The 15,511-nt window shown below is 38.0% G+C and carries 11 protein-coding genes, 8 tRNA genes and 2 rRNA genes; 20 read left to right on the forward strand and 1 reads right to left on the reverse strand.

Annotation, left to right across the window (positions count from 1 at the left end; translation table 11 throughout):
- The 11 genes from U8D43_RS09160 to rocF form a co-directional block, all read left to right on the forward strand.
- Window positions 1-118: ribosomal RNA gene (locus tag U8D43_RS09160) — 23S ribosomal RNA — on the forward strand; the annotation flags it as partial.
- Between the two features lie 126 nt (window positions 119-244).
- Window positions 245-360 (forward strand): 5S ribosomal RNA (gene rrf / locus U8D43_RS09165).
- Window positions 361-367: 7 nt separating this feature from the next.
- A tRNA-Asn gene (locus tag U8D43_RS09170) sits at window positions 368-442 on the forward strand.
- Between the two features lies 1 nt (window position 443).
- Window positions 444-516: transfer RNA gene (locus U8D43_RS09175), tRNA-Thr, on the forward strand.
- 13 nt (window positions 517-529) lie between these two features.
- A tRNA-Glu gene (locus U8D43_RS09180) sits at window positions 530-604 on the forward strand.
- Window positions 605-667: 63 nt separating this feature from the next.
- Window positions 668-740, forward strand: a tRNA-Val gene (locus U8D43_RS09185).
- Window positions 741-862: 122 nt separating this feature from the next.
- Window positions 863-938, forward strand: a tRNA-Thr gene (locus U8D43_RS09190).
- 12 nt (window positions 939-950) lie between these two features.
- Window positions 951-1,034 (forward strand) — tRNA-Tyr (locus U8D43_RS09195).
- A gap of 153 nt (window positions 1,035-1,187) precedes the next feature.
- Window positions 1,188-1,262: transfer RNA gene (locus tag U8D43_RS09200), tRNA-Gln, on the forward strand.
- Between the two features lie 185 nt (window positions 1,263-1,447).
- Window positions 1,448-1,520, forward strand: a tRNA-Lys gene (locus U8D43_RS09205).
- A 365-nt stretch (window positions 1,521-1,885) separates the two neighbouring features.
- A complete protein-coding gene (rocF, locus tag U8D43_RS09210) occupies window positions 1,886-2,788 on the forward strand; it encodes an arginase (protein ID WP_335870892.1) in 903 nt (300 codons plus the stop codon).
- Between the two features lie 30 nt (window positions 2,789-2,818).
- Here the strand turns inward: rocF and U8D43_RS09215 are convergent, their stop codons facing one another.
- Complete coding sequence (locus U8D43_RS09215; protein WP_335870893.1) at window positions 2,819-2,980, reverse strand: Spo0E family sporulation regulatory protein-aspartic acid phosphatase; 162 nt, start codon at window positions 2,978-2,980, stop codon at window positions 2,819-2,821.
- Between the two features lie 166 nt (window positions 2,981-3,146).
- Here U8D43_RS09215 and sigW point away from each other — a divergent pair, with 166 nt between their 5' ends.
- The 9 genes from sigW (at window position 3,147) to U8D43_RS09260 (ending at window position 15,464) form a co-directional block, all read left to right on the forward strand.
- Window positions 3,147-3,710, forward strand: a complete 564-nt coding sequence (sigW, locus tag U8D43_RS09220) for an RNA polymerase sigma factor SigW (protein WP_335870894.1) — start codon at window positions 3,147-3,149, stop codon at window positions 3,708-3,710.
- Between the two features lie 13 nt (window positions 3,711-3,723).
- Complete coding sequence (locus U8D43_RS09225) at window positions 3,724-4,341, forward strand: zf-HC2 domain-containing protein (protein WP_335870895.1); 618 nt, start codon at window positions 3,724-3,726, stop codon at window positions 4,339-4,341.
- A 453-nt stretch (window positions 4,342-4,794) separates the two neighbouring features.
- Complete coding sequence (cdaA, locus tag U8D43_RS09230) at window positions 4,795-5,634, forward strand: diadenylate cyclase CdaA (RefSeq protein WP_335870896.1); 840 nt, start codon at window positions 4,795-4,797, stop codon at window positions 5,632-5,634.
- Window positions 5,627-6,856: a CdaR family protein gene (locus tag U8D43_RS09235; RefSeq protein WP_335870897.1), complete on the forward strand. Its 1,230-nt coding sequence runs from the start codon at window positions 5,627-5,629 to the stop codon at window positions 6,854-6,856. The genes cdaA and U8D43_RS09235 overlap by 8 nt, the downstream gene beginning before the upstream one ends.
- A 28-nt stretch (window positions 6,857-6,884) precedes the next feature.
- A complete protein-coding gene (gene glmM, locus U8D43_RS09240; RefSeq protein WP_335870898.1) occupies window positions 6,885-8,228 on the forward strand; it encodes a phosphoglucosamine mutase in 1,344 nt (447 codons plus the stop codon).
- Window positions 8,229-8,850: 622 nt separating this feature from the next.
- Entirely contained in the window at window positions 8,851-10,653 is a 1,803-nt protein-coding gene (glmS, locus tag U8D43_RS09245; protein ID WP_335870899.1) for a glutamine--fructose-6-phosphate transaminase (isomerizing), read from the forward strand.
- 152 nt (window positions 10,654-10,805) lie between these two features.
- On the forward strand, window positions 10,806-11,645 hold the full coding sequence (locus U8D43_RS09250; RefSeq protein WP_335870900.1) for a TnsA endonuclease N-terminal domain-containing protein: 840 nt from the start codon (window positions 10,806-10,808) through the stop codon (window positions 11,643-11,645).
- Complete coding sequence (locus U8D43_RS09255) at window positions 11,642-13,798, forward strand: TnsB C-terminal domain-containing protein (protein ID WP_335870901.1); 2,157 nt, start codon at window positions 11,642-11,644, stop codon at window positions 13,796-13,798. Before U8D43_RS09250 ends, U8D43_RS09255 begins: the two co-directional genes overlap by 4 nt.
- Window positions 13,773-15,464 (forward strand): ATP-binding protein, encoded by a 1,692-nt coding sequence (locus U8D43_RS09260; protein WP_335870902.1) that lies wholly within the window; start codon window positions 13,773-13,775, stop codon window positions 15,462-15,464. The genes U8D43_RS09255 and U8D43_RS09260 overlap by 26 nt, the downstream gene beginning before the upstream one ends.
- Window positions 15,465-15,511: the final 47 nt, after the last annotated feature.

Raw genomic sequence — 15,511 nt, forward strand, 5'->3', positions numbered from 1 at the left:
GATTTCCCATAGCGCAAGCTAGTAAGATCCCTGAAAGATGATCAGGTTGATAGGTTCGAGGTGGAAGCGTGGTGACATGTGGAGCTGACGAATACTAATCGATCGAGGACTTAACCAAACACAATAAGTGGTGATTACTCACTATCTTCATCAACCTTTATCTAGTTTTGAGAGTGTAATTTTTAAAAAACTCTTGAAAATTTCATAAAAGATAGTATAATAATACTTGTCTTTGAAGAATATGTCTGGTGGCATTAGCGAAGAGGTCACACCCGTTCCCATACCGAACACGGAAGTTAAGCTCTTCAGCGCCGATGGTAGTTGGGGGTTTCCCCCTGTGAGAGTAGGACGTCGCCAGGCTTATTGTTCCGCAGTAGCTCAGTGGTAGAGCTATCGGCTGTTAACCGATCGGTCGCAAGTTCGAGTCTTGCCTGCGGAGCCATGCTTCCATAGCTCAGCAGGTAGAGTGCTTCCATGGTAAGGAAGAGGTCACCGGTTCGAGCCCGGTTGGAAGCTTAATTTTTAATATGGCCCGTTGGTCAAGCGGTTAAGACACCGCCCTTTCACGGCGGTAACACGGGTTCGAATCCCGTACGGGTCACCAATTTTTTCACGAAGCAAAGCCGAGTAAAATAAACAACCTTAAATGGTTTAAATATTTAATTGCGGAGGATTAGCTCAGCTGGGAGAGCATCTGCCTTACAAGCAGAGGGTCGGCGGTTCGATCCCGTCATCCTCCATTTAGTTTTTTTGCGAAGCAAAATAAACTTCCTTAAAAGCGAAGCAAAATAAACTTCCTTAAAAGCGAAGCAAAACAAACAATAAATGTTTGCCGAAGTATTGGGGAACTAAAACACTATTTGCCGGTGTAGCTCAACTGGTAGAGCAACTGACTTGTAATCAGTAGGTTGGGGGTTCAAGTCCTCTTGCCGGCACCACGAAATATTTCTGGAGGGGTAGCGAAGTGGCTAAACGCGGCGGACTGTAAATCCGCTCCTTCGGGTTCGGCAGTTCGAATCTGCCCCCCTCCACCATTTATATTTTTATGTAATGGACATACATAGTATAGTCCTTTTTATTTTTCTGAAATATGTATTTCGTGCAAATGAATGAAATAACATTCTATGTACATACTATAATTGTGGTGTTCACAATTAAGACTTATATCCAAATTAGAGCAAACTCAATGGGCTATAGCCAAGCGGTAAGGCAACGGATTTTGATTCCGTCATGCGCTGGTTCGAATCCAGCTAGCCCAGCCATAATTTTTTTTAGAGTATTATTACTAGCCATTAGCTCAGTTGGTAGAGCACGAAAGAACCAACTTCCAAGTAAAAACTTCTAGCGTACAGCTTGAAAAGCATCTAGAATAGACAATCTGAAAGCTGGATGTCGTAGATGCCATCATAAAAAAGATATCCTTTTTACAATTCTATACTTGAATCGAGAGCCATTAGCTCAGTTGGTAGAGCATCTGACTTTTAATCAGAGGGTCGAAGGTTCGAATCCTTCATGGCTCACTTCATTAATTTTGAACTTTAAACCTTAGACTTTTTTAAAAGTCTAAGGTTTTTATCTTATGACTACATCGTATCCATTGTTGCTATTTTATCTAAGTTTAGAGTCAATCCTTCATTTTGTTGTTTTTATTTGTCAAAAATAGACAAAAGGTATCTGAAGCAAAGCCATCTAACAGTTTGTAGACTGGTTCGAAAGGCAACGATTTTTGCGGAAATACCCTTTTGAAAACACCCTTATGAAAAAGCTAGGAATTTTCAAAAAAAACAAAATGTAAGCGCATATATATACAGAGAAATGTTGAGTTGAGTCATCTACCCTTTGAAGGATACAATAGTGAATAGAGAATGATAAGGGGGATTTGTTGATGAATACAGAAAACGTTTCAATTATTGGAGTACCAATGGATTTAGGGCAAATGCGCAGAGGTGTTGATATGGGCCCAAGCGCTATTCGCTATGCAGGAGTAGTAGAACGATTAGAGAGCATAGGACTAAACATTGAAGATTTAGGAGATATTGAAATTGGACGTCCAGAAAGAGCAATATCACCAGATACCACTTTGCGAAACCTAAAAGCAGTTGCTGAAGCTAGTGAGCAATTAGCTTCGACGGTGGATAGTGTAATTAAAAAAGGGGAATTTCCTCTTGTACTTGGAGGAGATCATAGTATTGCGATTGGAACACTAGCAGGAGTTGCGAAGAATTATGAAAATTTAGGCGTAATTTGGTATGATGCCCATGGAGATTTGAATACAGCGGATACCTCACCTACTGGTAATATTCATGGAATGCCTTTAGCAGCTAGTTTGGGCATTGGTCATGAGTCGTTAACCAATATCGGGGGATATGGTCCAAAAATCAAACCAGAAAACATTGTTATCATTGGCGCACGTTCGCTCGATGAAGGAGAACGAGAACTCATTAAAGAAAGAGGCATCACGGTTTACACGATGCACGAAATCGATCGCTTAGGAATGACTACAGTTATGACAGAGGCTATCTCGTATTTAAGAGATAAAACAGATGGTATTCACTTATCGCTAGATTTAGATGGATTGGACCCTAATGATGCTCCTGGTGTTGGAACACCAGTAATTGGAGGAATTAGTTATCGGGAAAGTCATCTGGCTATGGAGATGCTTGCAGAAGCGAATGTGATTACGTCAGCAGAATTTGTTGAAGTCAATCCAATTCTTGATGAGAAAAACAAAACAGCTACGGTTGCTGTTGCTTTAATGGGATCTTTATTCGGAGAAAAACTACTATAAGAAAAAGCAGCCTCATAGGGGCTGCTTTTTTTATATAAGGTTATTTCGTTGGTATTGATTGATAAGGTCATCAAGCTGTGTACTAATATGAATGACTTGGTCATCTGCAAATGAGGACTGAAGTGCTAGTTGAACCATTTTTGTACGGCAATCTTCAATTCTATTTAATAAATCTTGTTTACTTCTTTTCATCATTACATACCCCTTCACATCAGAATGTAATACCTTTATACCCCGTATATAAAATAGTTAAACATTCTAGTAAAAATTTGTTAATATATTATTAGTGTTTTTTTTTTGAAACCTTTTTGGTATACATTCGTAAATATGTATAGCCGCAGGAAGCGGAGGAGATAGGATGGATGCATTAGTCAATAAAAGAATTAAGCAAGTGATGAAAGGTGATCAAAATGCCTTTGCTGAGATTGTGGAGCTTTATAAAGATAAAGTGTTTCAAATTTGCTATCGAATGCTAGGAAATCGCCATGAAGCTGAGGACATGGCACAAGAAGCGTTTATGAAGGCGTATATCAATATTCATACCTTTCAGCAAAATAGAAAGTTTTCAACTTGGTTATACCGTATAGCCACCAATCTTTGTATTGATCGGATTCGTAAGAAAAAGCCCGATTACTATTTAGACGCTGAAGTTAGAGGGACAGAGGGGTTAACGTTGTATTCACAAGTCTCGACAGATGCAGCTTTACCTGAAGAAGAAGTGGAAAGTATGGAACTTCAAGAAACGATTCAAAAAAAAATTTCAAACCTACCCGAAAAATACAGGTCGGTTATCGTATTAAAGTATATAGAGGAACTCCCTTTGCAAGAAATCAGTGAAATATTAGACTTGCCTTTAGGAACGGTGAAGACAAGAGTACATAGAGGGCGAGAGGCTCTCCGTAAGCAATTACGTAAGATGTAGAGAGGTGAGTTAAGTGAAGACTTGTCCAGAAGAAATCGTTGATTATATGCATGAATACTTAGATGAAGATATTTCAGATGTTCAGGAACAGGAGTTAAAAGCCCATTTGCAAACATGTCAAGAGTGTCACCAACACTTTCATGAATTAAAAAAAGCTCTTGCTTTGGTCCAAAGCACCTCTCATGTGCATGCGCCAAGCAATTTTACTGCGAATGTGATGGAGAGGTTGCCAAAAGAAAAAAAGAAAGTTGGCGTGGAAAGATGGTTAAAGCGACATCCGTTCTTGGTTGCTGCTTCACTCTTTTTTGTCCTCATGGGAAGTACGTTATTCTCCTCATGGGAAAACAGTGGCCAGCTAGTGTTTACTAACTACCCTGGTCTTGTAGTAGAAGGTCAAACGGTTGTGGTTCCCGAGGGAATCGTGATGACGGAAGACTTATATGTCAAGAACGGAAACGTGAGGGTAGAGGGGGAAGTAAAAGGAGATATTACCGTCATTAATGGCGAACAATATATGGCATCAGCTGGAAATGTGACGGGTGAAATTGAAGAAATCGATCAAGCATTTGAATGGCTATGGTTTCATATAAAAGATATGAGTAAAAAAGTGGTTTCTCTTTTTGGTGAATAATACATCAACAAAAAGTCTCTTTTCGTGCACATTGTTGCTATTTTATCTAATTTCAGATGAAATCCTCAATTTTGCTGTTGATTCCCATCTGAAATTGAGGAAAAGATGCCCAAAAAACAGTTGTATTAATGAATATAGACCGGTTCGAAAAGCACCTAACTTTGCGAAAACAGCCACAAAAAAACAGTTGCTATGCGAGGGCATTGAAAAAGTGATATTTTAAAGGAAAGAAGCCAAGAACCTACTACATATAGGTCCTTGGCTTCTTAAATCTTCAGGCAATAAAATAAAAGCTGCTTTTTCAGAGGCCTCTTACTAAGCCTGTCTTTTTTTCTGAATGGAGATTGCCATATAAGGGAAAATAAGATCATATATGATATAATAGCAAAGTTAGAGATGCTAATAGCCATTAACACGGCTTACGCTTTCGATTAACGTATTGGAGGATGTAATATGCCGTTTGCTGATTTCTTGTCACAATTGACAGTTTGGGATAGTGTAACAAAAATCATTGATATATTGTTAGTATGGTTTGTGATTTATAAACTAATTATGCTGATTCGTGGAACGAAAGCTGTGCAATTACTTAAAGGGATTTTCGTTATTTTAATTGTTCGTGGACTTAGCGGTCTGCTTGGATTAGACACATTAAGCTGGATGATGGAACAAGCCATTACCTGGGGATTTTTGGCCATTATTATTATCTTTCAGCCAGAGTTTCGACGAGCGCTTGAGCAGTTAGGAAGAGGTCGTTTATTCTCACGGAGCAGTATTCAAGAAGAAGAAGAAGAGCGTAGAATGATTGAAGATATTACGAAAGCGGTAAGCTATATGGCAAAACGAAGAATAGGTGCGCTTATCTCGATTGAAAGAGAGACAGGCATGAGTGATTACATAGAAACAGGAATCCCACTACATTCGCATATTTCTTCTGAGCTGTTGATTAATATCTTCATTCCAAATACACCACTACATGATGGGGCCGTGATTTTGCAAAAACATCAAATTGCAGCCGCAGCTTGTTATTTACCATTATCAGAAAGTCCTTTTATTTCGAAGGAGCTAGGAACACGCCACCGGGCTGCATTGGGAATTAGTGAAGTAACAGATAGCGTTACCATCATAGTATCCGAAGAAACAGGGAGTATTTCAGTCACTAAGAACAGTGAGCTACATCGTGAGTTAGCCATTGATGACTTTAGTGCATTGTTAGAAAAAGAATTAATTGGAGAGAAACAAAACGTCACTTCCTCTACAAAATGGACATGGAAGGGGAAGAAAGAAAATGGATAAATTAATGGATAGCCGTTGGTTTATGCGTATCGTGTCATTATTTTTAGCGCTATTGTTGTTTACAACGGTTTATATCGACGATGATGTTATAAAGGATTCTAGAGAGAGTGGAACAAGTGAAGACTTAATCACACTAAATGTGCCATTAGTGGCTTATTATGACACAGAAAACCTAGTTGTTTCAGGTCTTCCCAATACCGTCGACATTGCGATTTCTGGCCCTAAAAGTCTTGTCCAATCGATTAAAGCTCGAAAAGACTTTAATGTGTTTGTGGATTTAGAAAATTTGACGATTGGAGACCACAATGTGCCGGTTCGATGGGAGAATATATCTGAAAAGTTAGAAGTGAAATTGGATCCAACTTATCTTAGTGTGAATGTACAAGAGAAAATTACAGCCGAGTTTTTCATCGAACCTGAAATTAATGAATCGTTACTCGCAGCCGGGTACGAAATTGAAGAATTAACCGTAAGCCCAGAAAAGGTTTCTATTACGGGTGCCAAAAGTGAAATTGACAAAATTACTTATGTAAAAGCCACTTTGGATATCAATGATTCAATTGATGAAACTATCACGAAAGAAGCAAGAGTGCTTGCACTGGACTTAGAGTTAAATAAATTAGACGTAACAATTGAACCGGAAATTGTAGATGTCACCATTAACGTCATTAACCCATCAAAGGAAGTGTCTTTATCGATCGTAGAGAAAGGATCCTTGCCTGAAGGGGTAGAAATTGATTCGATTGATATTAAGCCAGAAACGATCTTCGCCTTTGGTCGAAAAGAGGTATTGGATTCCCTAAAAGAATTAAAGGTAGAAGTAGATGTATCAGAGATAACAGAAGATACAACGTTTGAAATCCCCGTGACTTTACCTGAAGGTTTGAATCAGGTTGAGCCTGAAGCTGTCTCAGTGACCGTCAATGTAAAAGAAAAAGATAAACGTACTTTTTCACAAAGACCGATTGAGTCTAGAGGGCAAGAAGAAGGGATGGAAATTTCCTTTTTATCACCTGAAGAAGGCCAATTAGATGTAACAGTGGAAGCCTACCAGAACATTTTAGAAGAGTTAACAGAAGATGATTTTAACGTATTTATAGACGTTTCCGATCTCGAAGTGGGAGAGCATGAGGTGACAGTGAAAATTGATGGACTCGATGGTGTGACATGGAATGCCTCGATCGAAACAGTTAAAGTGAAAATTGATAAGACTGCTACATAACAGAAAGAAAAAAGGAGCGATTTTGAATATGGGTAAGTATTTTGGAACAGATGGTGTTCGAGGTGTAGCAAACACAGAGCTGTCACCTGAATTGGCATTTAAACTTGGTCGATATGGTGGGTATGTGTTAACGAAGAATACAGAACGGCCAAAGATTCTAATTGGAAGAGATACACGAATTTCAGGTCATATGCTTGAAGGAGCGTTAGTTGCCGGATTGTTATCTATTGGCGCTGAAGTTATGCGATTGGGGGTTATCTCCACACCAGGTGTTTCCTTTCTAACGAAAGTAATGGATGCGCAAGCTGGTGTTATGATTTCTGCCTCTCACAATCCAGTAGGAGACAATGGTATTAAATTTTTTGGATCTGACGGATTTAAGTTATCAGATGAGCAAGAACTTCAAATTGAAACTCTTTTAGATCAAGAGGAAGATACACTGCCGCGCCCAACAGGTTCGGGCCTTGGTCAAGTAAGTGATTACTTTGAAGGTGGACAAAAATACCTTCAATATCTAAAACAAAGTGTGGATGAGGATTTTGCTGGTATTCATGTCGCGCTAGATTGCGCACACGGAGCTACTTCTTCTCTTGCTACTCATTTATTTGCCGATTTGGACGCGGATTTATCCACAATGGGCGCATCGCCTAATGGCTTAAACATTAATGATGGAGTTGGTTCTACCCATCCCGAAACCTTGGCTGCTCTTGTAAAAGAAAAAGGAGCAGATGTTGGGCTTGCCTTTGACGGGGACGGAGATCGCTTAATCGCGATTGATGAAAATGGTGAGATTATTGATGGGGATCAGATTATGTATATCTGTGCGAAACATTTAAAATCAGAGGCTCTTTTAAAGCAGTCCACGGTGGTTTCAACGGTGATGAGCAATCTTGGTTTCCATAAAGCATTAGAAGCGCAGGGGATTCACAGTGTTCAAACGGCTGTAGGAGACCGTTATGTGGTAGAGGAAATGAAAAAGAACGGCTACAATCTTGGTGGAGAACAGTCGGGGCATATCATTTTTCTAGACTACAATACAACGGGTGACGGATTATTAACGGGAATTCAGCTTGTGAACATTATGAAGCTAACGAATAAAAAACTTTCCGAGCTTGCGAATGAAATGAAAAAATACCCACAAAAATTGGTGAACGTGCGCGTGACCGATAAGCATCATGTAACAGAAAATGAAAAAGTTGCTGCCATCATCGCTGAAGTAGAAGCGGAAATGGCTGGCAACGGTCGGATTCTTGTTCGACCATCTGGAACGGAGCCACTTGTTCGTGTCATGGCTGAAGCTGCAACTGAAGAAAAATGCGACGAATACGTTTCTCGCATTATTAAAGTCGTAGAAGTAGAAATGGGCTTATAGTACATCTTTATGCATAAAGAGCACAAAATACGCTCTTTATGCATATTTTTATTAGTGAGTTATTTGTAGGCTTTTTACATTTCTATTGACGATTATTTTCATTCACGATATGATAATAATGTTTTCTTTTTCAATTAGGCTCTTTTTGTATACTTTGTTGCTATTGGCACAAAGAAAAAACAGGTAGTAAGGTTTTTTTGACTGATTTCTTACTTTTCATCTAGAAATGGAGTAGTTTTCATGAGGAAAAGAGCACGAAGTCATACAAATCAGGGGAAATATTCCTATTCGAAAAGCCACAATCTTTACGAAAACAGCCTTCAATTAAAAGGAAACTTCTTATTCTAGAAGGGAAAGGAGCAGAGTGGTTAAGTATTTTATAAAGCGCCTGAACTAGACCGAGGACGAAGACGTCTAGTTGACGAGGAGGAGGAGTATCGATTGATCGGCGGATACCTCCCGGCTGATACGCACAGTCGTCGTTTTATCTTAAAACATAGAGGCAACTTTATGGACAAAGGATGAAATATGCGTAAAAAACATAAACTATTTATAGAGATAAGGGGGCAAGTGTCCCCCGTGGTTCTTGTCCCCTTTTCTACTTATTGGGAGGAACAAACCTATGTGTGGAATCGTTGGATATATTGGAACGCAAGATACAAAAGAAATTCTTTTAAGAGGGCTAGAAAAGCTTGAATATAGAGGCTATGACTCGGCAGGAATTGCTGTTCAAAATGCGAGTGGCATTCATGTCTTTAAAGAAAAAGGACGAATCGCGGATTTGCGCAATGGTGTGAATGATTCGGTAGAAGCAAATACAGGAATTGGTCACACACGTTGGGCTACTCATGGCGTACCTAGTCAAGTCAATGCCCATCCACATCGAAGTACTTCTGAACGCTTTACGCTTGTTCATAATGGCGTCATCGAAAATTACAGCATCTTACAACGTGAATATCTCCCAGAGGTCTCATTAAAAAGTGATACTGATACGGAGATCATCGTACAACTAATTGAGAAGTTGGTTAACGAAGGAAATCCGGTTGAAGAAGCATTTCGTCAGACCTTAGAGCTGTTAAAGGGATCCTATGCGATTGCCTTGCTTGATGCTGAGAACGAAGATACCATCTTTGTTGCAAAAAATAAGAGTCCTTTACTTGTAGGCCTTGGCGAGACGTTTAATGTAATCGCAAGTGATGCGATGGCAATGCTTCAAGTAACGGATCAATTTTTAGAGTTGATGGACAAAGAGACAGTCATCGTGAAAAAAGACGAAGTGACGATTCAAAAGCTTGACGGTGAAGTCGTGACACGTGAACCGTTTACAGCAGAACTGGATGCAAGTGACATTGAAAAAGGCACTTATCCGCACTATATGCTAAAAGAAATCGATGAGCAGCCACTTGTGACACGTAAAATTGTGCAAGCGTACCAAAATGATAAAGATAAATTGGATATTGATCAGGATATCGTCAATGCAATGAATGAAGCGGACCGTGTGTATATTGTGGCTTGTGGAACAAGTTACCATGCTGGTCTTGTTGGAAAACAATTTATTGAGAAAATGGCACAGATTCCAGTGGAAGTTCACGTAGCAAGTGAATTCAGCTATAATATGCCGATTCTTTCTCAAAGACCACTGTTCGTCTTTATTTCGCAAAGTGGTGAAACAGCAGATAGCCGTGCCGTTCTAGTGCGTGTTAAAGAACTCGGTCACACTGCCATCACGATTACGAACGTACCTGGATCTACGCTTTCACGTGAGTCCGATTATACGATGTTACTTCATGCAGGTCCTGAGATTGCCGTTGCTTCTACAAAAGCCTATACGGCACAATTAGCTGTACTGGCCATCTTGGCGAGCATAACAGCGGAATCTCGTAATATGGATATCGGCTTTGATCTAGTACAAGAGCTTGGTATTGTAGCGAATGCAATGGAAGCACTATGTGAAACAAAAGAAGAAATGGAAAGCATTGCGCGTGAATACTTGGCGACTACTCGTAACTGTTTCTTTATCGGACGCTCCGTGGATTTCTATGTAGGCCTTGAAGGAGCCCTTAAATTGAAAGAAATCTCTTACATTCAAGCAGAAGGTTTTGCCGGTGGAGAGCTGAAGCACGGCACGATTGCCTTAATTGAAGAAGGAACACCAGTTGTTGCACTTGCAACACAAGCAGCCGTTAACTTAGGTATTCGCGGAAACGTGAAAGAAGTTGTGGCTCGTGGTGCGAATCCGTGTATTATCTCCATGAAGGGTCTTGAAGAAGAAGACGATCGTTTTACAATTCCAGAAGTAAATGAAATGTTAACACCTCTTATCTCTGTTATACCGTTACAATTGATCTCTTACTATGCAGCCCTACACCGCGACTGTGACGTGGATAAGCCACGAAATTTAGCGAAAAGTGTTACGGTTGAGTAGGTTTGGGATAGGGTGATTTGTGTTTGTGTAGATTTGAAAGAAAGATATACCGTTTATAAGAAAGATGTATCGTTTGTAAAAAAGTTATACCGTTTATAATAAAGTTGTACCGTTTTGCCCCTTTGGATATAATTGTCTAAAGGGGTGTTTTTATGTCAAAAAGAAAAAGAACATCTAAAATTGAGAAATGGATAAAAGAAGGCCGTGGCTCAGGTATTGGTTCAGAATATAAACCATGGTTAAAAATTCAAGATGTATCTTCGTTAGGTAGATCTACTCGCTTGAAAGGAATAAAGACAAATAGGCAGCATGAGTTTTTATCAGATTTAGAACGAAACTACTTTTATATAACAGAATTTTCGGATTCTGTTATAGATATTCGTGAGCAATTTCCTTTACTACCATTAGAAGAAACAATTGTCATTGCAAATGAGTTAGGTATTAAACATCCCACTGATCCTAAAACGGGAGAACCGATTGTGATGACAACGGATTTTTTATTAACGATTAATAATGGACAAGGTGTAATTGAAGTCGCTCATACAATTAAAATGAAGGATGAATTATTAAAAGAGCGTATACTTGAAAAGTTTGAGATTGAACGTGAGTATTGGCATAGAAAGAAAATTGATTGGGGCATTGTAACAGAAGAAGAAGTACATAAAACAATGGCAAGAAACATCAGTTATATCCACGATTACTACGACATTAGAGATTATGATGTATTTCGTGAAATGAATGCCAAGTATATTGAAGATTTATCTATTTCTTTAATGCAGAGGCTTTTAGGCACTAATGATAGCATCCGTAAAATCACAAATGAATTTGATAAAGACACGCATTTACCTTTTGGTAGTGGTGTTACACTATTTTATCATTTATTAGCTCAAAAAATTATCATTATAAATATGTTGAAATCGATAGATTTAGAGCAGCCAATTAGTATTAAATCGGTTGATGAAAGCAAGGTGAAGAAGGTGAAATACGGATGATTTTTATTAATCAGGTACTTCAATATGTGAAAGATTCTAAGCGAATTCGTGTAATTGAAATAGAGGAATCGTATGTGTTTATTGTTGATATAGATGCTCATACGTCAATGCCTAAGAAAGAATTATACACAACATTAGCTACAGAAATTGAACAGAATGAATTGCTAGTAATAGCAGATCCATTTGTGCGTGTTGTAGCAGACAATGATCTAACAGAAGTACAGATTCAAAAACGTGAAGAAGATTGGGCTACCATTCAAGAGAATTGTTTAATACAGATGAATGAATTACTTCTGAAACGTGGAAGAGAGTCCAAAATTAAAGAAATTGCAGAAAAGCTTAATGTAACACCTTCTAAAGTAAAAAAACTACTTAGTCGGTATTGGCAGCGTGGCATGAATAAAAATGCCATGTTACCAGACTATGCAAACTCTGGTGGCAAAGGTAAAGTGAAAACTTTGACAGAAGCTAAAACAGGTCGTCCACGTAGGGTGAACATTAGTGGTGATTTTCAAACTGGCATTAATATAACAGACAAAGTGAAGCTACAGTTTGAGCATGCAATTAATAAATATTACCGAAAGACGAACAACTACTCATTAAAAGATGTCTATCATTTCATATTGCGTGATTTTTATTCAGACCGTTATAAAGAAAATGGTGAAATGAAATACAGGGTATGGGAAGCAAACCGAATTCCGTCTTACAATCAGTTTTACTATTGGTTTAAGAAAATAGAAGATCCAAAGAAAGATATTCAGTTCCGTAAAAGTACGAAAGAATATGAACTGAAGCATCGTCCTATTTTAAGTGATTCAAAATCGGAAACAAATGGTCCAGGTACTCGCTTCCAAATTGATGCAACAATTGCAGATATATATTTAGTGAGCTCACTTGATGTAAATAAAGTCATTGGTCGTCCTGTTATTTATGCTGTTATTGATGTGTATTCACGAATAATAACAGGACTATATGTTGGATTAGAAGGGCCTTCATGGATTGGAGCGATGATGGCTTTAGATAATATGGTGTCAGACAAATTGGACTTCTGTAAGAAATATGGAATTGAGATTACAGAGGAACAATGGCCAACAAAACATTTACCTGAAATTATTATTGCAGATAGAGGAGAGTTTGAAGGTTATTCTGTCGAAAATTTAATCAATAACTTAAATATAAAAATAGAAAATACGACAGCTTACCGAGGAGATTTAAAAGGAATTGTTGAACGTAAATTTCGTACGTTTAACGGCAAAATAAAGCAGAAGGCTCCTGGGGCAATTCAAAAGGAATATCGTGAGCGCGGAGACCAAGATTATCGTTTAGACGCTACGTTGAATTTTAAAGAATTTACAACATTAATTATTACTCTAGTCCTTCACCATAATCATAAAATCATTGATAAATATCCAATGGAAAAGGAAATGATTACAGATGGAATAGTGCCAACACCGGTAAATTTATGGAACTGGGGCATTCAAAATCGTAAAGGGCGTTTAAGAACAGTTGATCGTAATATTCTACGCTTAAATGTATTACCACGTGGCAAGGCAACAATTTCTAGAGCAGGTATTAAGTTTAAAAACTTGTTATATGGTTCACGGCAAGCGATTGAAGAACAATGGTATCTGAAGCTTAAAAATCGCAGTATTGAAATTGTGTATGATCCTCGTAATGTAGAGAAGATATATATTCCTCATGATAATGGTTTGGATTTTGAAGCGTGTATATTACTTGAACCAAGCCAACAGTATCGAAACGACTTTTTAGAGGAAATTGTTTTTCACCAACAGCTACGTAGTGAGTTGGAAGAAGTCGAACGCTCTCATCAAGTACAGCTAACCATTAATACGGATGCCATGATGAATGAAATAATAAAAAAGGCAGAGAAGAAGAAAAAGCAATCATTCAATCAACCAACAAGTAAAAAAGAAAAAATTGCTTCGATAAGAGATAACAAACTTACGGAAAAACAGTTAAATCGTGAAGAGGAGAAGTTTGATCTAACGCCAGCTGTCATCAGTGATCAAGCACATGTTATTGATTTTGCAACAAAAGAAAAAGTACAGGATGACAAACCTAAAAAATCTAGTTCACGTCTAATGGAAAAACTAAAAAAGAAGAGAGATGAGACGTTTGGAAATGACGAATAGCCTTGTTCTTAAAGGAGATTTTGAGGAAGCTAAGTATAAGGTTCAAGCTTTATTAGAGTACAATAAAAATCCATTCATTGAAGCTCTTCCCCCTATTTTCAGTGAAGACAATGTGCTAGAGCGATTTATGGTAACACCACGTATTACTCAGCAAGAAAAGCAAAGTGAAACGAATATCCGATATCATGTGCTAAAACGTGTGAAAAACTTTATCCAGCCCTTACCCATCCATTTTGAAGTAGAACGAAGACTTTCTACGCTAATTCGTAGAGGTTATTTAGCTCGAAATCCTTTGGATAAAACCTTTTTAGAACGTATACGAGTATTACACCATTTGCGTGAAGATGAGGAAGAAGCTCATAAATACATTGATGAGCGTTTGAATTACCTTCGTTCTACAGCAGATAGTTTATCAATTATTGGTCTCTCTGGTATTGGTAAAACAACAGCAATTGAGCGATTGTTGCTAATGTATCCTCAAGTTATTAAACATGAATCCTATGAAGGCCATCTTTTTAATCGTACACAAATTGTTTGGCTGAAAATTGATTGCCCGTATGATGGCAGCTTATCAACGCTTTGTAAAAGCTTTTTCAAAGCAATTGATAATTTACTTGGCACACGTTATTTAGAGAAGTATGGCTATTTAAATCGTGTTACGTCAACAATGCTTTTGCATATGACCTCATTAGCCAGTATGTATGGTATTGGTGTGCTGGTCATCGATGAAATCCAGCATCTACTACATTCTAAAAATGACCAAGAGGAAATGCTCAATTTCTTTGTAACTTTATCAAATACGGTCGGTATTCCTACAGTATTGATTGGTACTTCAAAGGCACAGCAACTATTTAAAGGAAACTTCCGACAAGCTCGTCGTGCAGCAAGTGACGGTGCGATTATTTGGGACCGGATGACTGAGGGCAGTGAAGAATGGGAGTTCTTTTTAGAAACTTTATGGGAATTACAATGCCTTAGAACACGTTCAGAACTCACTGAAGAGGTAAAAAAGACCTTTTATGAGGAATCTCAGGGGATAACTTCGGTTGCTGTGAACTTGTTTATCTTAGCTCAGGAACGGGCTTTATTTGATGAATCAAATGAGGAAGAACATATTACTACACGTGTTCTAAAGAAGACAGCACAAGAGGATATGAGAATAATTCAACCAATGCTCAATGCAATTCGGAAAAACGATTTAAAAGCGATGTATAAGTACGAGGATATTGTGATTAATCTAGATGATCTGATGATTAACCATAAGCAAAATATAGAGTATGAAGGTAAAATCAAAGAGGCGATGAAAGAACGACAAAATACTATGGAGTATAAGCGACAGGATACAATTGAAGGTTTAACTCTAGAGGTAGCTTCATTAGGTATTTTTGAAAATCTGGGTACGAATGATATAAAGCGAATAATAACCAAAATTTTAGAGACTAACCCAATAGATACAGATTTTAATGTATTGAAAACAGATTCAATTCAAAAAGCTATTACACTAAATCAGCAAAAGAAACTAAAAAAAGAATCTAAGATGCCCAAGGGAGAATTATTACCATTGCTAACATTAAGAAAAGCAGCAATTGAAAAAAAACAACACCCTTACGTATTGTTTAAATCAAAAGGATTTATTAAAAGCCCATTACAAGAATTCTATAAGTAAATTAGAAACTAAGTTATGAGGCGTCTAAAAACCTAGTTTGATCGACA

This window comes from Bacillus sp. 2205SS5-2 (genome assembly GCF_037024155.1).
In the GTDB taxonomy this organism is placed as follows: Bacteria; Bacillota; Bacilli; order Bacillales; family Bacillaceae_K; genus Bacillus_CI.

Excerpts from the sequence above, each read along its gene's own strand:
- rocF (WP_335870892.1), top strand. The coding sequence starts at position 1,886 with ATGAATACAGAAAACGTTTCAATTATTGGAGTACCAATGGATTTAGGG.
- U8D43_RS09215 (WP_335870893.1), bottom strand. The coding sequence starts at position 2,980 with ATGAAAAGAAGTAAACAAGATTTATTAAATAGAATTGAAGATTGCCGT.
- sigW (WP_335870894.1), top strand. The coding sequence starts at position 3,147 with ATGGATGCATTAGTCAATAAAAGAATTAAGCAAGTGATGAAAGGTGAT.
- cdaA (WP_335870896.1), top strand. The coding sequence starts at position 4,795 with ATGCCGTTTGCTGATTTCTTGTCACAATTGACAGTTTGGGATAGTGTA.
- U8D43_RS09235 (WP_335870897.1), top strand. The coding sequence starts at position 5,627 with ATGGATAAATTAATGGATAGCCGTTGGTTTATGCGTATCGTGTCATTA.
- glmM (WP_335870898.1), top strand. The coding sequence starts at position 6,885 with ATGGGTAAGTATTTTGGAACAGATGGTGTTCGAGGTGTAGCAAACACA.
- glmS (WP_335870899.1), top strand. The coding sequence starts at position 8,851 with ATGTGTGGAATCGTTGGATATATTGGAACGCAAGATACAAAAGAAATT.
- U8D43_RS09250 (WP_335870900.1), top strand. The coding sequence starts at position 10,806 with ATGTCAAAAAGAAAAAGAACATCTAAAATTGAGAAATGGATAAAAGAA.
- U8D43_RS09255 (WP_335870901.1), top strand. The coding sequence starts at position 11,642 with ATGATTTTTATTAATCAGGTACTTCAATATGTGAAAGATTCTAAGCGA.
- U8D43_RS09260 (WP_335870902.1), top strand. The coding sequence starts at position 13,773 with ATGAGACGTTTGGAAATGACGAATAGCCTTGTTCTTAAAGGAGATTTT.